Source organism: Streptomyces sp. NPDC056231, assembly GCF_048270745.1.
Classification (GTDB): domain Bacteria; phylum Actinomycetota; class Actinomycetes; order Streptomycetales; family Streptomycetaceae; genus Streptomyces.
On the sequence record NZ_JBLVKW010000127.1, the window covers coordinates 1 to 13,709 of the forward strand.

At 67.2% G+C, this 13,709-nt stretch carries 11 protein-coding genes and 5 pseudogenes; 9 read left to right on the forward strand and 7 right to left on the reverse strand.

The genetic code is table 11. The features are described from left to right. The 4 genes and pseudogenes from ACNPQM_RS41425 to ACNPQM_RS41440 all read left to right on the forward strand — a co-directional run. Positions 1-875, forward strand: a pseudogene (locus ACNPQM_RS41425) (hypothetical protein); the annotation flags it as partial. A 39-nt stretch (positions 876-914) separates the two neighbouring features. Beyond that, positions 915-1,070, forward strand: a pseudogene (locus ACNPQM_RS41430) (HNH endonuclease); the annotation flags it as partial. A gap of 103 nt (positions 1,071-1,173) precedes the next feature. After that, positions 1,174-1,572, forward strand: coding sequence for a DUF2750 domain-containing protein (locus ACNPQM_RS41435; RefSeq protein ID WP_418088044.1), 399 nt, complete (start codon positions 1,174-1,176; stop codon positions 1,570-1,572). 207 nt (positions 1,573-1,779) lie between these two features. Further along, positions 1,780-1,974, forward strand: coding sequence for a hypothetical protein (locus ACNPQM_RS41440; RefSeq protein WP_418088034.1), 195 nt, complete (start codon positions 1,780-1,782; stop codon positions 1,972-1,974). Here ACNPQM_RS41440 and ACNPQM_RS41445 read toward each other — a convergent pair. After that, positions 1,952-3,472, reverse strand: coding sequence for a S1 RNA-binding domain-containing protein (locus ACNPQM_RS41445; RefSeq protein WP_418088035.1), 1,521 nt, complete (start codon positions 3,470-3,472; stop codon positions 1,952-1,954). The genes ACNPQM_RS41440 and ACNPQM_RS41445 overlap by 23 nt on opposite strands. 168 nt (positions 3,473-3,640) lie before the next feature. Between ACNPQM_RS41445 and ACNPQM_RS41450 the strand changes: the two genes are divergently transcribed. Both ACNPQM_RS41450 and ACNPQM_RS41455 read left to right on the forward strand, forming a co-directional pair. Beyond that, positions 3,641-4,183: a hypothetical protein gene (locus tag ACNPQM_RS41450; protein WP_418088036.1), complete on the forward strand. Its 543-nt coding sequence runs from the start codon at positions 3,641-3,643 to the stop codon at positions 4,181-4,183. A gap of 143 nt (positions 4,184-4,326) precedes the next feature. Next, a pseudogene (locus ACNPQM_RS41455) lies at positions 4,327-4,692 on the forward strand (integrase core domain-containing protein); the annotation flags it as partial. A gap of 28 nt (positions 4,693-4,720) precedes the next feature. On the opposite strand, the pseudogene ACNPQM_RS41460 reads toward ACNPQM_RS41455, so the two are convergent. Then, positions 4,721-5,143: pseudogene (locus tag ACNPQM_RS41460) on the reverse strand (lipoate--protein ligase family protein); the annotation flags it as partial. Positions 5,144-5,391: 248 nt separating this feature from the next. Beyond that, entirely contained in the window at positions 5,392-7,290 is a 1,899-nt protein-coding gene (locus tag ACNPQM_RS41465) for a TerD family protein (protein WP_418088037.1), read from the reverse strand. 589 nt (positions 7,291-7,879) lie between these two features. On the opposite strand from ACNPQM_RS41465, the gene metG reads away from it, so the two are divergent. After that, positions 7,880-9,604 carry a methionine--tRNA ligase gene (metG, locus tag ACNPQM_RS41470; protein ID WP_418088038.1) on the forward strand — a complete coding sequence of 575 codons (1,725 nt, stop codon included), beginning with the start codon at positions 7,880-7,882 and terminating at the stop codon, positions 9,602-9,604. 32 nt (positions 9,605-9,636) lie between these two features. Here metG and ACNPQM_RS41475 read toward each other — a convergent pair whose 3' ends face one another. Next, positions 9,637-9,936 carry a histidine phosphatase family protein gene (locus ACNPQM_RS41475; protein WP_418088039.1) on the reverse strand — a complete coding sequence of 100 codons (300 nt, stop codon included), beginning with the start codon at positions 9,934-9,936 and terminating at the stop codon, positions 9,637-9,639. Positions 9,937-10,031: 95 nt separating this feature from the next. On the opposite strand from ACNPQM_RS41475, the pseudogene ACNPQM_RS41480 reads away from it, so the two are divergent. Then, positions 10,032-10,787 (forward strand): annotated as a pseudogene (locus ACNPQM_RS41480) (integrase); the annotation flags it as partial. On the opposite strand, the gene ACNPQM_RS41485 reads toward ACNPQM_RS41480, so the two are convergent. The 3 genes from ACNPQM_RS41485 to ACNPQM_RS41495 all read right to left on the reverse strand — a co-directional run bounded on the left by ACNPQM_RS41485 (position 10,756) and on the right by ACNPQM_RS41495 (position 13,032). Continuing rightward, a complete protein-coding gene (locus tag ACNPQM_RS41485; protein WP_418088040.1) occupies positions 10,756-11,856 on the reverse strand; it encodes an IS4 family transposase in 1,101 nt (366 codons plus the stop codon). The pseudogene ACNPQM_RS41480 and the gene ACNPQM_RS41485 sit on opposite strands and share 32 nt — an antisense overlap. A gap of 186 nt (positions 11,857-12,042) precedes the next feature. After that, positions 12,043-12,567, reverse strand: coding sequence for an SMI1/KNR4 family protein (locus tag ACNPQM_RS41490; RefSeq protein WP_418088041.1), 525 nt, complete (start codon positions 12,565-12,567; stop codon positions 12,043-12,045). 78 nt (positions 12,568-12,645) lie between these two features. Beyond that, complete coding sequence (locus ACNPQM_RS41495; RefSeq protein WP_418088042.1) at positions 12,646-13,032, reverse strand: hypothetical protein; 387 nt, start codon at positions 13,030-13,032, stop codon at positions 12,646-12,648. A gap of 141 nt (positions 13,033-13,173) precedes the next feature. Between ACNPQM_RS41495 and ACNPQM_RS41500 the strand changes: the two genes are divergently transcribed. Continuing rightward, positions 13,174-13,482, forward strand: coding sequence for a transposase (locus ACNPQM_RS41500; RefSeq protein ID WP_418088043.1), 309 nt, complete (start codon positions 13,174-13,176; stop codon positions 13,480-13,482). Positions 13,483-13,709: the final 227 nt, after the last annotated feature.

Consider the following 13,709-nt stretch of genomic DNA (forward strand, 5'->3'; position numbering starts at 1 on the left):
TCCTGCCCGCACAGGCCCAGGTCCTGGAGCGGGCTGGCCGGGCGGACCAGGCGATCCGGCTGCTTGGCGCGGACGTGGCCGCCCGCCGGTACGGGGTGCTGAACACCGTCAAGTTCTACGCTGAGCTGCTGGCCCGGTGCGGTCGGATCGAGGAGCTTGGCGACCTTGCCGACACCCACAGTCACGCCGCCGTACGCCCGTACGTGACGGCGCTGGAGAACGCGGGACGGGCCAGCGAGGCGGAGACCTACCTACGCGATCTCATCGCCGCCGGGCGTCTGGGCTGGCATGAGAACACGCTGATGGAACTGCTCATCCGCCAGGGCAGGTTCGATGACGCCATCAAGGCGGTGGAGCACACGTTTGACGACCTCTACGACGGAAACCTCCTCCAGGGGGCCCTGATCCTCCTTGCCGATCAGGGCCAGCACGGCAAGGCGATCGGCCTCACGGAAGGCCGCAGCCCCGAGTTCCTCGCGGAGAACGAGGCGTACTGGCTCCGGTCCAACCGGTGGTGGCTGATGGGGGAGTCCGGACGCGCCCGAGAAGCGATCGCGGAGATCGAAGCCCTGCCAGCCGATGAGGTCGAGGACCGCGAGGTGACCATCGCGTGGCTGCTCGCCCAGGACGGCCGTGTCGAGGAGGCCATCGCCCTCCTGCGCCCGCTGCCCGGCAAGCGGGCCGCAACTGACCTGGCTGAACTTCTCATCCGGCAGGGCCGCTTCACCGAGGCCATCGCCGTCATCCCCGACGTGGCCGCCCAGCGCGAGGAGGCACAGCACGGCCGGGCAAAGCGGCAGGAATCTGCCTCCCCCGACGCCGGCCATGTGTGCGACGACCCATGGGCAGCCTGGAATACCGCACCTCTGGAATGACGCTCCCCGCCAGTCGGTGCTTTCGCGCGGGACGCAGCCCGGCGTATGCGATACGCGAATGATCTCGATGCCCAGCGGTCGCTCGTGGCTGTCACGGCGAAGACCAACCGGATCAAAGCGGACAAGGACCCGTCGGAGTGGATGCCGCCGGCAAAGTCCGCACGGTGCACCTACCTGGCCGCCTGGACCGACACCTGTAGCAGATGTGACGCCTACTTCTGCTATCGCCCAGGCCGCGCCCGCCGAATGCATCCCGCGGGCGCGGCACCGGGGCCCTCTGGTGCCGCGCTCAAGCGTGATGTTCAAGTCGGGACGATCCAGGAGGATTCAGGTGAGCACAAGCGGGGCTCAGGCAGCGGCCTTCTTCCGTGAGATCGCTCGGACTCGTACCGTTTGGTGGGTTCGAGACGACGACGGCAGTCCGACCCCGGTCTCAAGTTCTGGGCAACCAGCTTTCCCCTATTGGTCGTCGAAGACCCGTGCGCAGCGCGCCGCTCAGCTATGGGGTCCTCAATTTCGAGCTATTTCAATGCCGCTGGATCATTGGCGAAGCGCGGCTTTGCCGGATCTAGCCAAGGATGACTTCCGGGTAGGGATTAACTGGAGCGGACAGCGCCTAACCGGATGGGACTTCACTGTCGGTGAAGTAGTCAATCGTCTCATTCACGCGCTCGGCGAGCCACCATACGACCGGTAGATTCGGCCGAGTGACGGCTGTCGCAACCTGAGCGGGACGAATGGGCTCTCACCCTGCGCGCCCGTGTACGTTCCGCAGTGTGAGAGGTGTGGTTTACAGCGAGGCCGGTGCGGCTGAGGGCCGGCTTCACCGACCACCCCGCCAGCCCAGGGATGATCACTCCAGTGCGTCCCGAATGCGCATGGATCTGCTGCCACAATTGCCCTCGTGCAGCCGCTGCCGGTTCCCTGCCCCGCTCACCTCATCCCGGACGCCACCGGCACCGACGCCTTCCACGACGTCTACCGGAACGCCATGGCGCACAACGCCGTATTCGGCGCCACCGAATCCGAAGCACACCTGGGCGTGATTGTTGAGGGCTCATGCAGCACCGCTGCCCTCATTCCGGTTGGGCGCGTTTGAGTGAAAGGCTGATGCGGCGACGCTGGCGGTCCACGTCAAGTATGGCTACACGGACCTGGTCGCCGACCGCGAGCACTTCCTGCGGGTACTCGACGTCGTGATCGACCAACTCGGTAAGGTGGACGAGGCCCTCGACGCCCTCTTCCACCTGGACAAACGCGCCGAACGGCACCAGCTTGGTCACCGTCCCCGAGACCGTGTCCCCGCCCTTGTGGGTATCGGCATAGTGCTGCCAGGGATCGAGCTGCAGCGCCTTCATGGACAGGCTCACCTGCTCCCGTGCGAAGTCGATGCTGATGATCTCGGCGCGGACTTCCCGACCGATCGGGGCAACGTCGTCCACCGAGTCGAAACGGGTCCAGGACATCTCGGGAACACGGAGGAAGCCGAGGAAACGGCCCAGATCGTCATCGAGGTGCACGTACACCCCGATGTCATTGAGACCCGTCGCGACAACGCCGGTGACAGCCTCGCCCACTCGCAGCGAGCCAAGGAACGTCCGCCGCTCCTCGGCCCGGCTGCGATTGGTGCGCCAGCGTGCCCGAAGGACACCGTCCCCGTCGGGCAGCACTGCCGCGAGAAGAGGATGGCGATCAGCTCGTTCCAGCGGAACCAACGCAACGCGGTGGCCCGGGCCCGCCGTGATCTGGGGATTCGGCACGTCTGCACGTCCCATGCCCGGTTCGGCGACACACGCCCTGTGGAACCCCCCGCCCGGATACTGCCGTACGAGCAGGTGAAGGCGTTCCCCGCGCACGACGGCGGCGCGGATCGCCTCGACGTCGTCGGTGAGGTCCGGCCATACCGCCAGCCGCGCCCGTGGGGTCAGACGCTCATGCACAGTCTCGACCTCGTGAGCGGCCGTCAGGCGGTGCCAGCGGTAGGCGTTGCCGGTCGGACGCTCCTCCAGCAGGGCTCCGCCGCGGTCCGCGACCAGTGCGCCGACCTCAGACCAGAACTCCTCGTCGGCGGCCCGCGAGGCGTCGGTCTCGTCGAGGGCCGGGTCGTAGGGTGAGCTCGAGACCCGGTCGGCGAACAGCCCAAGAATGCGGGTGCGGGACACGGCGTTCTCTTGGTCTCGGCCGCCGCCGACGTATATGTCGTCCCGGTCGCCGACATGGACGAAGAATCCATTGTCCGCCTGCAGCCGGCACCAGGCGCCCTCGCGTAGCACCATCGCCCGCAGCAACCCGAGACCGGTGGCGAGCGGGACGCGCGCGCCGTCGTGGAACCCGGCGCTGTCATAGGGGAAGAGCCCGCTCAGCCCATGCCCCCCTCTTCCCGCGAGGACGGAGAAGGAGAAGAACCCCTCGGCCATGGGATTGTCGATCGTCACCTGCTCGACGGCGGCATCGAGCGCGAACCCGGCCACGGCCGCCACACAGGCAGCAGCGACGCGTTCCCTCGAGTCATACGCGATGAAGGTGCTGTCTTCGCCGGCCGCCGCGTCGAGGTCAGCAGGGTCGTACGGAGTAATGCGGTACACAAAGGGCGCCATGTCAGCGGCCCGGATGGCTCGTAGTCGCCCTGAGGGCCGGTCGCGGGTGGACAGGGGGAATGATCACCCGCGAACTCTACCGGCACCAGGCCCGGCATGAGCAGGATTCATTCTCGGCAACGGCGACCCGGATCGGGGGCGCAAAGTCGGGGCGGCTTGAATACGGACATGGACTCCCCGATCTGGGCCGCGCTGGAGGCCGCCGAGCGCTCCGCCGTGGACAGCCTGATTCAGCAGGACCATCGGATAGCGGCAGTCGCCCGTATCCGCGAGGCGTTCCCAGTCGGGTCCAGGCCGGCCTTGTACGACACACTCGACGTGGTTGCAGAGCGTTACCGGGAGCTGGGCCAGCGGTTCGAGCGCTATCCGACCCATCCGCTGGACCTGGTGACGCTGGTGGAGAAGGTGGATGCTCTGCCCGGCCGGACGGTCGCCATCGAGGCACTGTGGGACGGTGACACCGATGGTTGGTACGTGGACCTGATCGCACTCACGGACGACCCGGCTACCGAGCACCGGCTCGCCATGATCCGGCACGGCAGTGACATGAGACTGTTCAACGGCACGGTTCCGCCGTGGCCCGAGGCGCAGGAAGCAGAGACGATTGGTCGCGCCCTGGCCGAGCAGTTCGCCGTGCCGTTCCACTTCGCCAGCCCCGATCAGCCCGACTTCGACGCTCCCCGCTGGAGGACCACCACCTCCTCCGTGTAGTTATATCGCAGGCGGGGCCCGCTGTCGGCTCCATGCACAGTGCACAGGGCTACAGACGAAGACAACGGGCGATTCGATGGTGCCGCCGTCCGGCCCGACACAGGTGACGCGAACCGCAGCGCCCGGGAGCTCAGGCTCTCGAAATTCGTGACCGCGACTCGAAGTTCACGCAGTCCTTCGACGCCCTGCTGGCCGACGCCGGACTGACAGTCGTCACCACCGGCATCCAGATACCCCGAATGAACTCCGTCGTGGAGCGCTGGATTCAGACCTGCCGCAGGGAGCTCCTGGACCGCACCTTGATCTGGAACCAGAGGCACCTCCTGCATGCGCTCCGCGAGTTCGAGACCTTCTACAACCGCCATCGGCCGCACCGAGCCCTGGGCCAAGCCGCACCGCTCCGCCCGCTACCCGAACCGATCAGCGTGTCAGCACAGATCAGGTACCTGGACGTCGGCCGACGAGACCGACTCAGCGGAACCCTTCATGAGTACCGACATGCCGCTTGACCAGGCCGGATGATTTATCGGCACCCGCAGAGTCCCACTCCCACACTCGTAGCGCCGGCGGGCGGCGCCCTGCGGCGACCTCGGTGGTGATGACCTCGTCGAGTGCCATATGGAGTGCGGGGGACTGCGGGGCCTCGTGGATGAGCTGCCAGTCGTAGTCGCTCCACTCGGTGGCGTGCGCGAGGGCGCGGCGTACGGCGACGGCCACGCCCTCCGAGGTGAGACCCAGCATCACGGTGGAGGCGGGCAGTGCCGCGTCGATACGGGCGGTGAGCCCGGCGGTGTCGGTGTTGGCCGGGGCGCCCTCCAGAGCCGCGTCGATGGCAAGGATGGCGTCGTCGGGTTCGAGGAAGAAATCCCCGGCGACCCGTACCTTGCGCAGTGCGCCGCCCTCGACGTCCAGATTGACCACGACGAGCGTGCCGCCGGGGACCTTGTACTCACCGTGCACAGCCATGCCTCCAAAGTCGCCCAACGGGCTTCTACGAATCCACTCCAACCAGACACAACCCAGCTGCCATGCGGTTTAATCCGCACACTCACCGTGATGAACCTGTTGACCGGGGTCACGCCAAAAGGAAGGCTCCAGTAACTGCCCGCCGGACTGAACTCAAGCCTGCCGGTTCCGCACCGCGGCCCCCACCCGCACCGCGTCGCCGTGCCTGACCCAGGGGACGTGCAGGCCTTCATCACCGTCGTTCAGTCGGCGATGTGAACCCCGTATCCGCGCGCCAGGGCGTCGAGCCCATGGTCGTAGCCCTGGCCGACAGCGCGCAGACGCCAGACCGGACCCCTGCGGTAAATCTCCGCGAGCAGCATGGTGCGTTCGGTCGTTGCGGCGTCCAGGGTGGCCCGGGCGAGTGGTGCCCCGCTGCTGTCAGGGGCAGCGCTGATCTGGATTGCGCCGACCGCCCCAAAGGTGGCGGCGCCGTCGAGGGCCGCGGCGACGACGACCTTGCGGGTCGCGGGCGGCAGGGATGCCAGGTCGACGGCGATGGTCTGTTCGGCTGGGCCGCCGGTGAGGAGCCGCACGGTGCCGGCGGGGCTCTGCGGGGCGCCGTAGAAGATGAAGTCCTCGTCGAAGGCCACCTGTTCGTCCTCGTCGAGGATGAAGGCGACGACGTCGATCTCGCAGTCGGCCTGCACGGCCCAGCCGGCGGTTACGTACCACTCGGGTGCGGGTGTGCCGTGCGGCATGGGCAGGTCGATGACGCCGCCCCTTGGCATTACCTGCGGGTCCTGCGGCCGGACAGCCGCTGTGCGCCGGTCGGCGGCGGTTGGCGCGGTGAGCCAATGTGGGTCGTGTACGGGGATAGCAAGGGCGGTGATGCGGTGGATGCGTCGGTCGTTCTCGCCGTCCGGCAGGAGCACGACGTCGGTGACGCTGGCGGAAAGATTGACTGCTGCGGATCCGCCCAGCTCGACGACGCGCGTACGAGCTGCCGCGGCATCGGCATGGACACCGCCAAGAACCAGTACCCGGCGTCCCGTCAGCGGCTTGTCCGAGGTGCTGGCGGAGTTCTCCGGTTGGCGCGGGGCGGGGACGGATGCGCCGGGGGAGAGCGTGGGGAGGACGGGTGCTTTCGGGGCGGGTGCGGTAGAGGTCGTGGTGGACACCGGCTCGACGGAACGGACTTGTGCCGTTTCCGGCTCCTTCACGGGGGGGACCGTCGCCTCATGAGCTGTTCCGGCCCGTACGTCGGCCAGCAGCCGCAGGAAGGTGTGCTCATCGATGACTGGCACGCCTTCGGCGAGCGCGCGCCGGGCCTTCGTCGAATCGGACGCCGGCTCGTTGGTGACCAGCGCGCTGGTATGCCGGCTGACGGACGTCATCATGTTCAACCCGGCGGCAACCGCCCGCCCCACCAGCTCCGCCCGGGCGTGGGCGGTCTCACCGGATATCGCGATCTTCATCCCCTGCTGGAGTGGCCCGCCGGGAGTCAGTCGTCCCGGGTTCCGGTACGCACAGGGCGTCTTGGGCGGCTGCGGCGTGAACTGGGATTCTGCCCGGGGCGGGCAGGTCACCAGCGGCAACGGTAGATCGAGCAGCGCCGCCTCGCGCAGCGACGCCCGCAGGATCCCGGCCAGCACCCGGGTGTCGTCCAGCGCATCGTGCGCGTGCTGCTGCGGTACGCCGTAGTGGGCAGCGAGGGTGCCGAGCTTCATGTCGCTCGTCGGCGGATCCACCTGGCGGTTGAGAGCCAGGGTGCAAAGCCGCTGCGACACCGGTAGCCACATCCGCGCACGGGCAAACTCGTAGGCCAGGAAGTCGTAGTCGAACTGGGCGTTGTGGGCGACCAGGACCCGGTCCTGGAGCATCGCCCCGATTCGCCCGGCGACCTGATCGAAGGTTGGTGCGCCCCGCAGCCGTTCGATGGTCAGCCCGTGCACATCCACCGGCCCTGGGTCGCATTCCGGGTTGAGCAGTGTCGAGAACTCCCCGGTCTGCTCGCCGTCCGGACCGATCGTCACCACCGCGACGGACAGCACCCGGTCCCGCCTGGCAATGAGCCCGGAGGTCTCCACGTCGACCAAGGCCCAGTCGTAGGCGTAGTCGCCAGTGCCGGGTACATCGAATGAGGCGGAAGCGAGAATCATGGCGCCAAGCATGATCGGGCATATGCCCCTCCTTCAACCTGCATGACGATTTGCCCCATCTGGGCTCCGCCCCGTTCTGCCGGCCACAGAGAGACCAACGGTTCTCGCTGGGCATCGCGGTGCAGCAGACTCATCCTCACGGCCTTCATGGTGGACGTGTGCTTCCTGGTCGGAGCGCATGTTCAGACGAAGGTCGCTTTCGTGCGGCGACGGCGGCACCGGCGGCAACTGGCCCTCTCGGTCTCGGCATACGCCTCGGAGGCCCGCCGGAAGAGGCAACTGAGCTGCAGTCTTTGCTGCAGCGGTGGGCAACGGCCGTAAGATTGGGAGCGCCTCGGCCGTACGAGACTCGCTTGGCCGCCTGTCTCGGACGGCCGAGTGCTTTTCGGGCGCGGCATGGAGAGGCGGGAAAACCCGCAGGCTGGCCAAACCCCCGGTTCGATACGATGACGGCGGCTTGCAGTCCCGTTCCGTCACCATATGTGACACCGACGTGCGGTCGGAGTGATCGCGTCGGCTGCGGCCTCCCGACCTGGGCCCGCCGTGGCAGCGCCACCGGCGCCGTACGTACGAAATGGAGCATCCAAGGATGGCTCGACACCTGGTAACCAGCGCGCTTCCCTACATCAACGGGATCAAGCACCTGGGCAACATGGTCGGGTCGATGCTTCCGGCGGACGTGTACTCCCGGTACCTCCGCCAGCGCGGCCACGACGTCCTCTACATCTGCGCCACCGACGAACACGGCACCCCCGCCGAGCTCGCCGCCAAGGAGGCCGGGCTCTCGGTCGCCGAGTTCTGCGCTCAGGCGCACGACGCGCAGAAGGCCGTGTACGACGGTTTCGAGCTGGCCTTCGACTACTTCGGGCGCAGCTCCTCGCAGCAGAACGTCGAGATCACCCAGCACTTCGCGCGCAAGCTGAACGAGAACGGCTTCATTGAAGAGCGTGCGATCCGGCAGGTGTACTCGCCGGTCGACGGTCGTTTCCTGCCGGACCGGTACGTCGAGGGCACCTGCCCGCACTGCGGGTACGACAAGGCCCGCGGCGACCAGTGCGAGAACTGCACCCGAGTCCTCGACCCGACCGACCTGATCGACCCGCGCTCGGCGATCAGCGGTTCCACGGACCTGGAGGTCCGTGAGACCAAGCACCTCTTCCTGCTGCAGTCCAAGCTCCAGCACGAGGTCGAGGAGTGGATCGCCACCGTAAGCGCGGAATGGCCGCACCTGTCCACGTCCATCGCTCACAAGTGGCTGAACGAGGGCCTGAACGACCGCGCCATCACCCGCGACCTTGACTGGGGCGTGCCCGTTCCGGCCGACACCTGGCCGGAGCTCGCGGCCGAGGGCAAGGTCTTCTACGTCTGGTTCGACGCCCCGATCGAGTACATCGGCGCGACGAAGGAATGGGCGGACGCCTTCACCGACGGTGAGACCCGTGACTGGAAGTCGTGGTGGTACGAGGCCGACGACACCGTCCGGTACACGCAGTTCATGGCCAAGGACAACGTCCCCTTCCACACGGTGATGTTCCCGGCCACCGAACTCGGCGTGCGCGAGCCCTGGAAGATGGTCGACGTCGTCAAGGGCTTCAACTGGCTGACGTTCTACGGCGGCAAGTTCTCCACCTCCCAGAAGCGCGGAGTCTTCACCGACGCGGCCCTGGAGATCCTTCCCGGCGACTACTGGCGCTACTTCCTGATCGCCAACGCCCCCGAGTCGGACGACTCCTCCTTCACGTGGGAGCACTTCACCGCCACGGTGAACAAGGACCTGGCCGACACCCTCGGCAACTTCGTCAACCGCGTGCTGTCGTTCTCCCGCAAGCGGTTCGGCGACGAGGTCCCGGCCGGGCGCGCCGCCGGCGACGCAGAGGCGAAGCTGGGCGAGGAGATCGCGCGCCTTCTGGCCGAGTACGAGGAGCACATGGAGGCGCTCCAGTTCCGCAAGGCCGCCGCTGCCTTGCGTGCGCTGTGGTCCGCAGGGAACTCCTATCTGGAGGAGAAGGCCCCCTGGCTGGAGATCAAGACCGACGCCGACGGCGCCGCGCTGACCCTTCGTACCGCGATGAACCTGATCCACCTGTACGCGGTCGTCTCCGAGCCGTTCATCCCGACCTCGACCGCCGCCATGCGCGGGGCCTTCGCTGTGGAGAACGACACCGCGACCTGGGTGACCGCCGACCAGGCCAAGTCCCTGGACACCGTCCCGGCCGGCACCGCTTTCACGGTGCCGCCGGTGCTCTTCGCGAAGATCACGGAGGAGGACCTGGAGTCCTACCGTGAGCGCTTCGGCGGCGCCCCGGAAGCCTGACGGGCATCCCCGCACCCGTACCGTCCCGACTCTCATCGGGCGGTGCGGGCGTTGAGGAGGCCGGGCAGCTCCGCAGGCGTGGCGTTCATCAGCCGGATACGCGTAGTCAGGTCGTCGACCTCCACCCACGTGATCCCGGCCGAGCCCGGCACGTGCTGGAGGTAACGGTCGAAGCCGTTCCCCGTCAGCCACAGCAGCAGGCAGGCGATTCCCCCACCGTGCCCGACGAGGACGGTCGTTCGCCGTGCCCCGGAACAGACCTCGTCCCACAGGTCCACGTAACGGGCTTGGACGTTCTCCGACGACTCTGCGGGTGCCGATAAATCATCCACCCAGGTGGAGGCCTTGATCGACTGACCCGTCAGGTCTCGCTCGCGGACCGCTCCGATGTCTTCACGTGCACAGACGCGGACGACATCATGATCTCGTGCTGCTGCGCCTGGCCTACCTCGCCGCGACCAAAACCTTCTCGCTTCTGCGCCTGCTGCCGATGAGCGACCGGGACAAAGACATCGAGATCCTTGCACTTCGGCACCAACTGCTCGTCCTGCAACGCCAGGTTGGCAAGCCCACGTTCACGGACACCGACCGCGCTGTCCTCGCCGGCCTGCTCCGCCACCTCCCGAGGCAGAAGCTGCACCAGCTCCTGCTGCTGGTACGCCCGGACACGATCATGCGGTGGCATCGCAACCTGCTCGAGCGACGACATGCCGCCACCTGCGTACCGAAGCGGCGTGGACGCCCACCCACGGTCCGGTCGATCCGCGCTCTGATCCTGCGCCTGGCTCACGAGAATTCCTCGTGGGGCTATCGCCGGTTCCACGGCGAACTCGCGGCGCTGGGCATCAAGGTCGCCGCCTCCACCGTCTGGGAGATCCTCCGTGAGCACGGCATCCCACCCGCGCCCGAACGGCAGAGCACGAGCTGGGCCGACTTCCTGCGCGGCCAGGCCGGTGCGCTGCTCGCCTGCGACTTCTTCGAGACCCGAACCCTCACCGGGGCGCGTCTGTACGTTTTCGCCGTCATCGGGTACTCCACCCGGCGCGTCCGGATCCTGGGCGCCACCGCGCACCCCACGGCGGACTGGGTCGTGCAGCTCGGACGCAATCTCCTTATGGACCTCGAGGACGTGGGCAGCCAGGCCCGATTCCTCATTCGTGACCGCGACGGGCGCATCGGAGCGCGATGCTGAAACTGCCCCGGTCCGGGTCCGCTCCGGGTGTGGTCCCGGTGGCGTCGGCGATCGCGATCCGCAGGACCTGGTAGGCACTCAGCAGGGAGTAGACCTCCTGGGCGATGCCGGCCCAGGTCTTCGAGCGCAGGACGCGTCGGCCCAGCATCGACTTCTTGATCGCGAAGTAGGCGGACTCCACTTCCCATCGCTCGTGATACAGGCTGACCAGGTCGGATGCCGGGTATCGGTGGTGGTCAAGGAGGTTGGTGGCCAGTCGGTAGAGCCCGGTCTGACGGCCCTGGCTGGTGGTGATGGTGATCTCGCACTCGATGATGCGGACCTCGGTGCTGCCGAAGCGGGAGAGGTAGGAGCCGTCGTCGAAGCGGGCCAGGACCGGGGGCTTGCGGGCGGCCGAAACACGAGCCAGGAAGGCGGCCTCGGTGGCGGCGACAGCGGCCAGGAACGTATTGCTGGAGAAGCCCCGGTCCAGCAGGACGATCATTCCGGCGTGAAGGGAGCGCGTCAGTCGCTTGCCGTAGACGGTCTCGCCGCTGGACCGGGGCCCGAAGGCGGCGTCCAGGACCGCCCGGGTGCCGCAGGCCACCAGCGCGGTCAGGCAGATCTGCGGGTAGCCGGAGGCCGCGTACTGGTTGGTGCCCTTGCCCAGGCGGGCCCGGTGCAGCGGACTGTCGGGGACGTCGAGGTAGGTGCCGTCGATCGCGACGGTCAGTAAACCCTTGAAACGGGCGCCGATGGTACGGATCGCTGTGGCCGGCCCGCGCAGCAGGTCGAACAGGGCCCGCATGGGGCGGACACCGAGACGGGTCCGGGCGTCCCAGAGCGCCGTGCCGGTGACCTTCGCGACCGGTATCGCCTCCAGCGCGGCAGTGAGCTTGCGCCAGACGGCCAGGTAGCCGCAGTCCTCGAACAGGGCTGCGGCCAGCAGCAGGTAGACCACCACCCGGGCGGGGATCTTCCGCAGTCGTTGCTGGACGGCACCGGTCTCGGTGAGGGCCGCATCGACCATCTCGAACGGGACGATCTGGGTGAGTTCCCCCAGGTGCCCGGGGGCGAACAAGCCCTTGGCTACCGTGATTTCACGCGTGATGACACACTGATCGGACAGCGGAGCCTCCGGTGCTGTGAACGGCTGTCTTGGTCGACTGCCAGTTCTACCGGGGCTCCGCTTCTCACGTCAGGACTCACCGCAAATCAGAGCGCGCTTGCCAACGCCCCCAGAGTCATAACTTCACGGCCTTGCCCTTTAGCCGACGGAAACCACTGGTTCAGGCCCCGGAAAGTTCGGAGGGAGCCCATGCGGTACGGCCGGCCCGGAGCACAGCCAGGCGAGATAGCTCGAGAGGCTGCCTTCGTAGTGGAACCAGTCGTCATTCCGCCCAGCCACAACGACTGTCCATTCGGTGGGCTGCCCTTCTGTACGCCAGTGGAACTCGTCCCCGTCTACCGAGCTGCCCCACCGCAGCAACCCTCCCGATTCCGGGAACACAGGGTAGCCGCCGAGCATTCCCTTCTGCGCCATACCCTCGGCACCGGCGAGATCCTCTCTCGCCCCCTCGACGAATCCCGATTCGCCTCCTGGGGCCGGCGACGTCACAAAGAGGAACTTCCCGATCTTCAGCCGAGGGTACGACTCTGCCAAAGTGATGTAGTCGTCCGGCAGCCCAGTCCTCAACCCGTCGAAGACCATCTGCCAGTTGATGCGCCGTGGAACCTCGAGACGCTGCGCCATCAGTCCCGGTAGCGCAGCTTCTAGGGATTCGATACTCAACAGCCACCTCCATTTGCGTTCTTGTTGTCTATCCGCACACAGCACCTCGCCGGCGCAGATCCGTGGTGGAGCGTACGGTCAGCGTGGGATCAGCGAGCCCTCTTCCGTGACCATCAGGCGTGCCTGGTGGCCGGCCGGCGTGCAGTTGCGGCCGTTGGGATAGGTGGGCTGCGGGGTGGTGCTGATCTGTCGGTTGAGCACGGTGGCGCCGCGCTGGTTCTTGAGTACCAGCGTGACGTGTATCGGCTTTCCTGGCAGGTCACTCATGATCGCGAAGCCAGGCCGGATGGAGGGCTCGGGGGTTTGGGGGGTCCTGGCTGCCGGGCTTTCTGCGGCGGTAGCGGATTCCGTGGTCATCACGGGGTTCCCTGGGGTTGCCGGTTCGTCCGGCGAGGCCTTGCGCAGCTGCAGCGTGCGCTTGTGGCAGGTGTCGTCCCAGCACACGGTGACGGCTGCGTCGGCCACCCTGTTCGCCAGTTCCGGGTGAACCTCGACCCGGATCCCGGCGGGCGCGTCTATCAGGGTGCAGAGATGGGGGCCTCCCCCCTGATCGTGGACATCTCGGAGGCTGGATCATGAGTGGTCCAGGGAGAAGAGGGGTCCCGAGTGGGGACATACAGGTATCCGGCGGAGTTCCGGGCTGACGCGGTGGCGTTGGTGCACTCGTCCGACCGTCCGGTGTCACGCATCGCCGAGGAGCTGGGCGTGAACGCGGAGACGCTGCGGCAGTGGGTGCAGAAGGCCGCGGACACGGCCGAGCACCCCCAAAGCTCGCCACCTGCGGTGGCGGCGCCGGCCCGGTCGGCGAAGGATACGGAGATCACCCGGCTGCGGCGGCAGGTCCGTGAGCTGGAGATGGAACGGGACATATTGCGGCGGGCCGCGAAGTATTTCGCGAAGGAGACCAACTGGTGAGTCGCTTCCAGTTCGTCGAGGACCACCGCGGCGTCTTCGGCGTCAAGCGACTATTAGGGCTTGGTCAGGTCTGCTGGGGTGGTGCGTGTCCTGCGGGTTCGGTGTGACGTTGAGTGTGTGTGACACCGGATAAAATTGCATCTGTGCGTGGTGAGTTGGAAGACTTCGCGGCGGAGGTCTTCGAGCCGTTCGCACGCGACGATCAGCGTCGGTGGGGGCAGGTCTAC

What these genes read in the sequence shown, in the direction of transcription:
- ACNPQM_RS41435 (WP_418088044.1), top strand. Translation starts at nt 1,174, where the DNA reads ATGTTCAAGTCGGGACGATCCAGGAGGATTCAGGTGAGCACAAGCGGG.
- ACNPQM_RS41445 (WP_418088035.1), bottom strand. Translation starts at nt 3,472, where the DNA reads ATGGCGCCCTTTGTGTACCGCATTACTCCGTACGACCCTGCTGACCTC.
- ACNPQM_RS41450 (WP_418088036.1), top strand. Translation starts at nt 3,641, where the DNA reads ATGGACTCCCCGATCTGGGCCGCGCTGGAGGCCGCCGAGCGCTCCGCC.
- ACNPQM_RS41465 (WP_418088037.1), bottom strand. Translation starts at nt 7,290, where the DNA reads ATGATTCTCGCTTCCGCCTCATTCGATGTACCCGGCACTGGCGACTAC.
- metG (WP_418088038.1), top strand. Translation starts at nt 7,880, where the DNA reads ATGGCTCGACACCTGGTAACCAGCGCGCTTCCCTACATCAACGGGATC.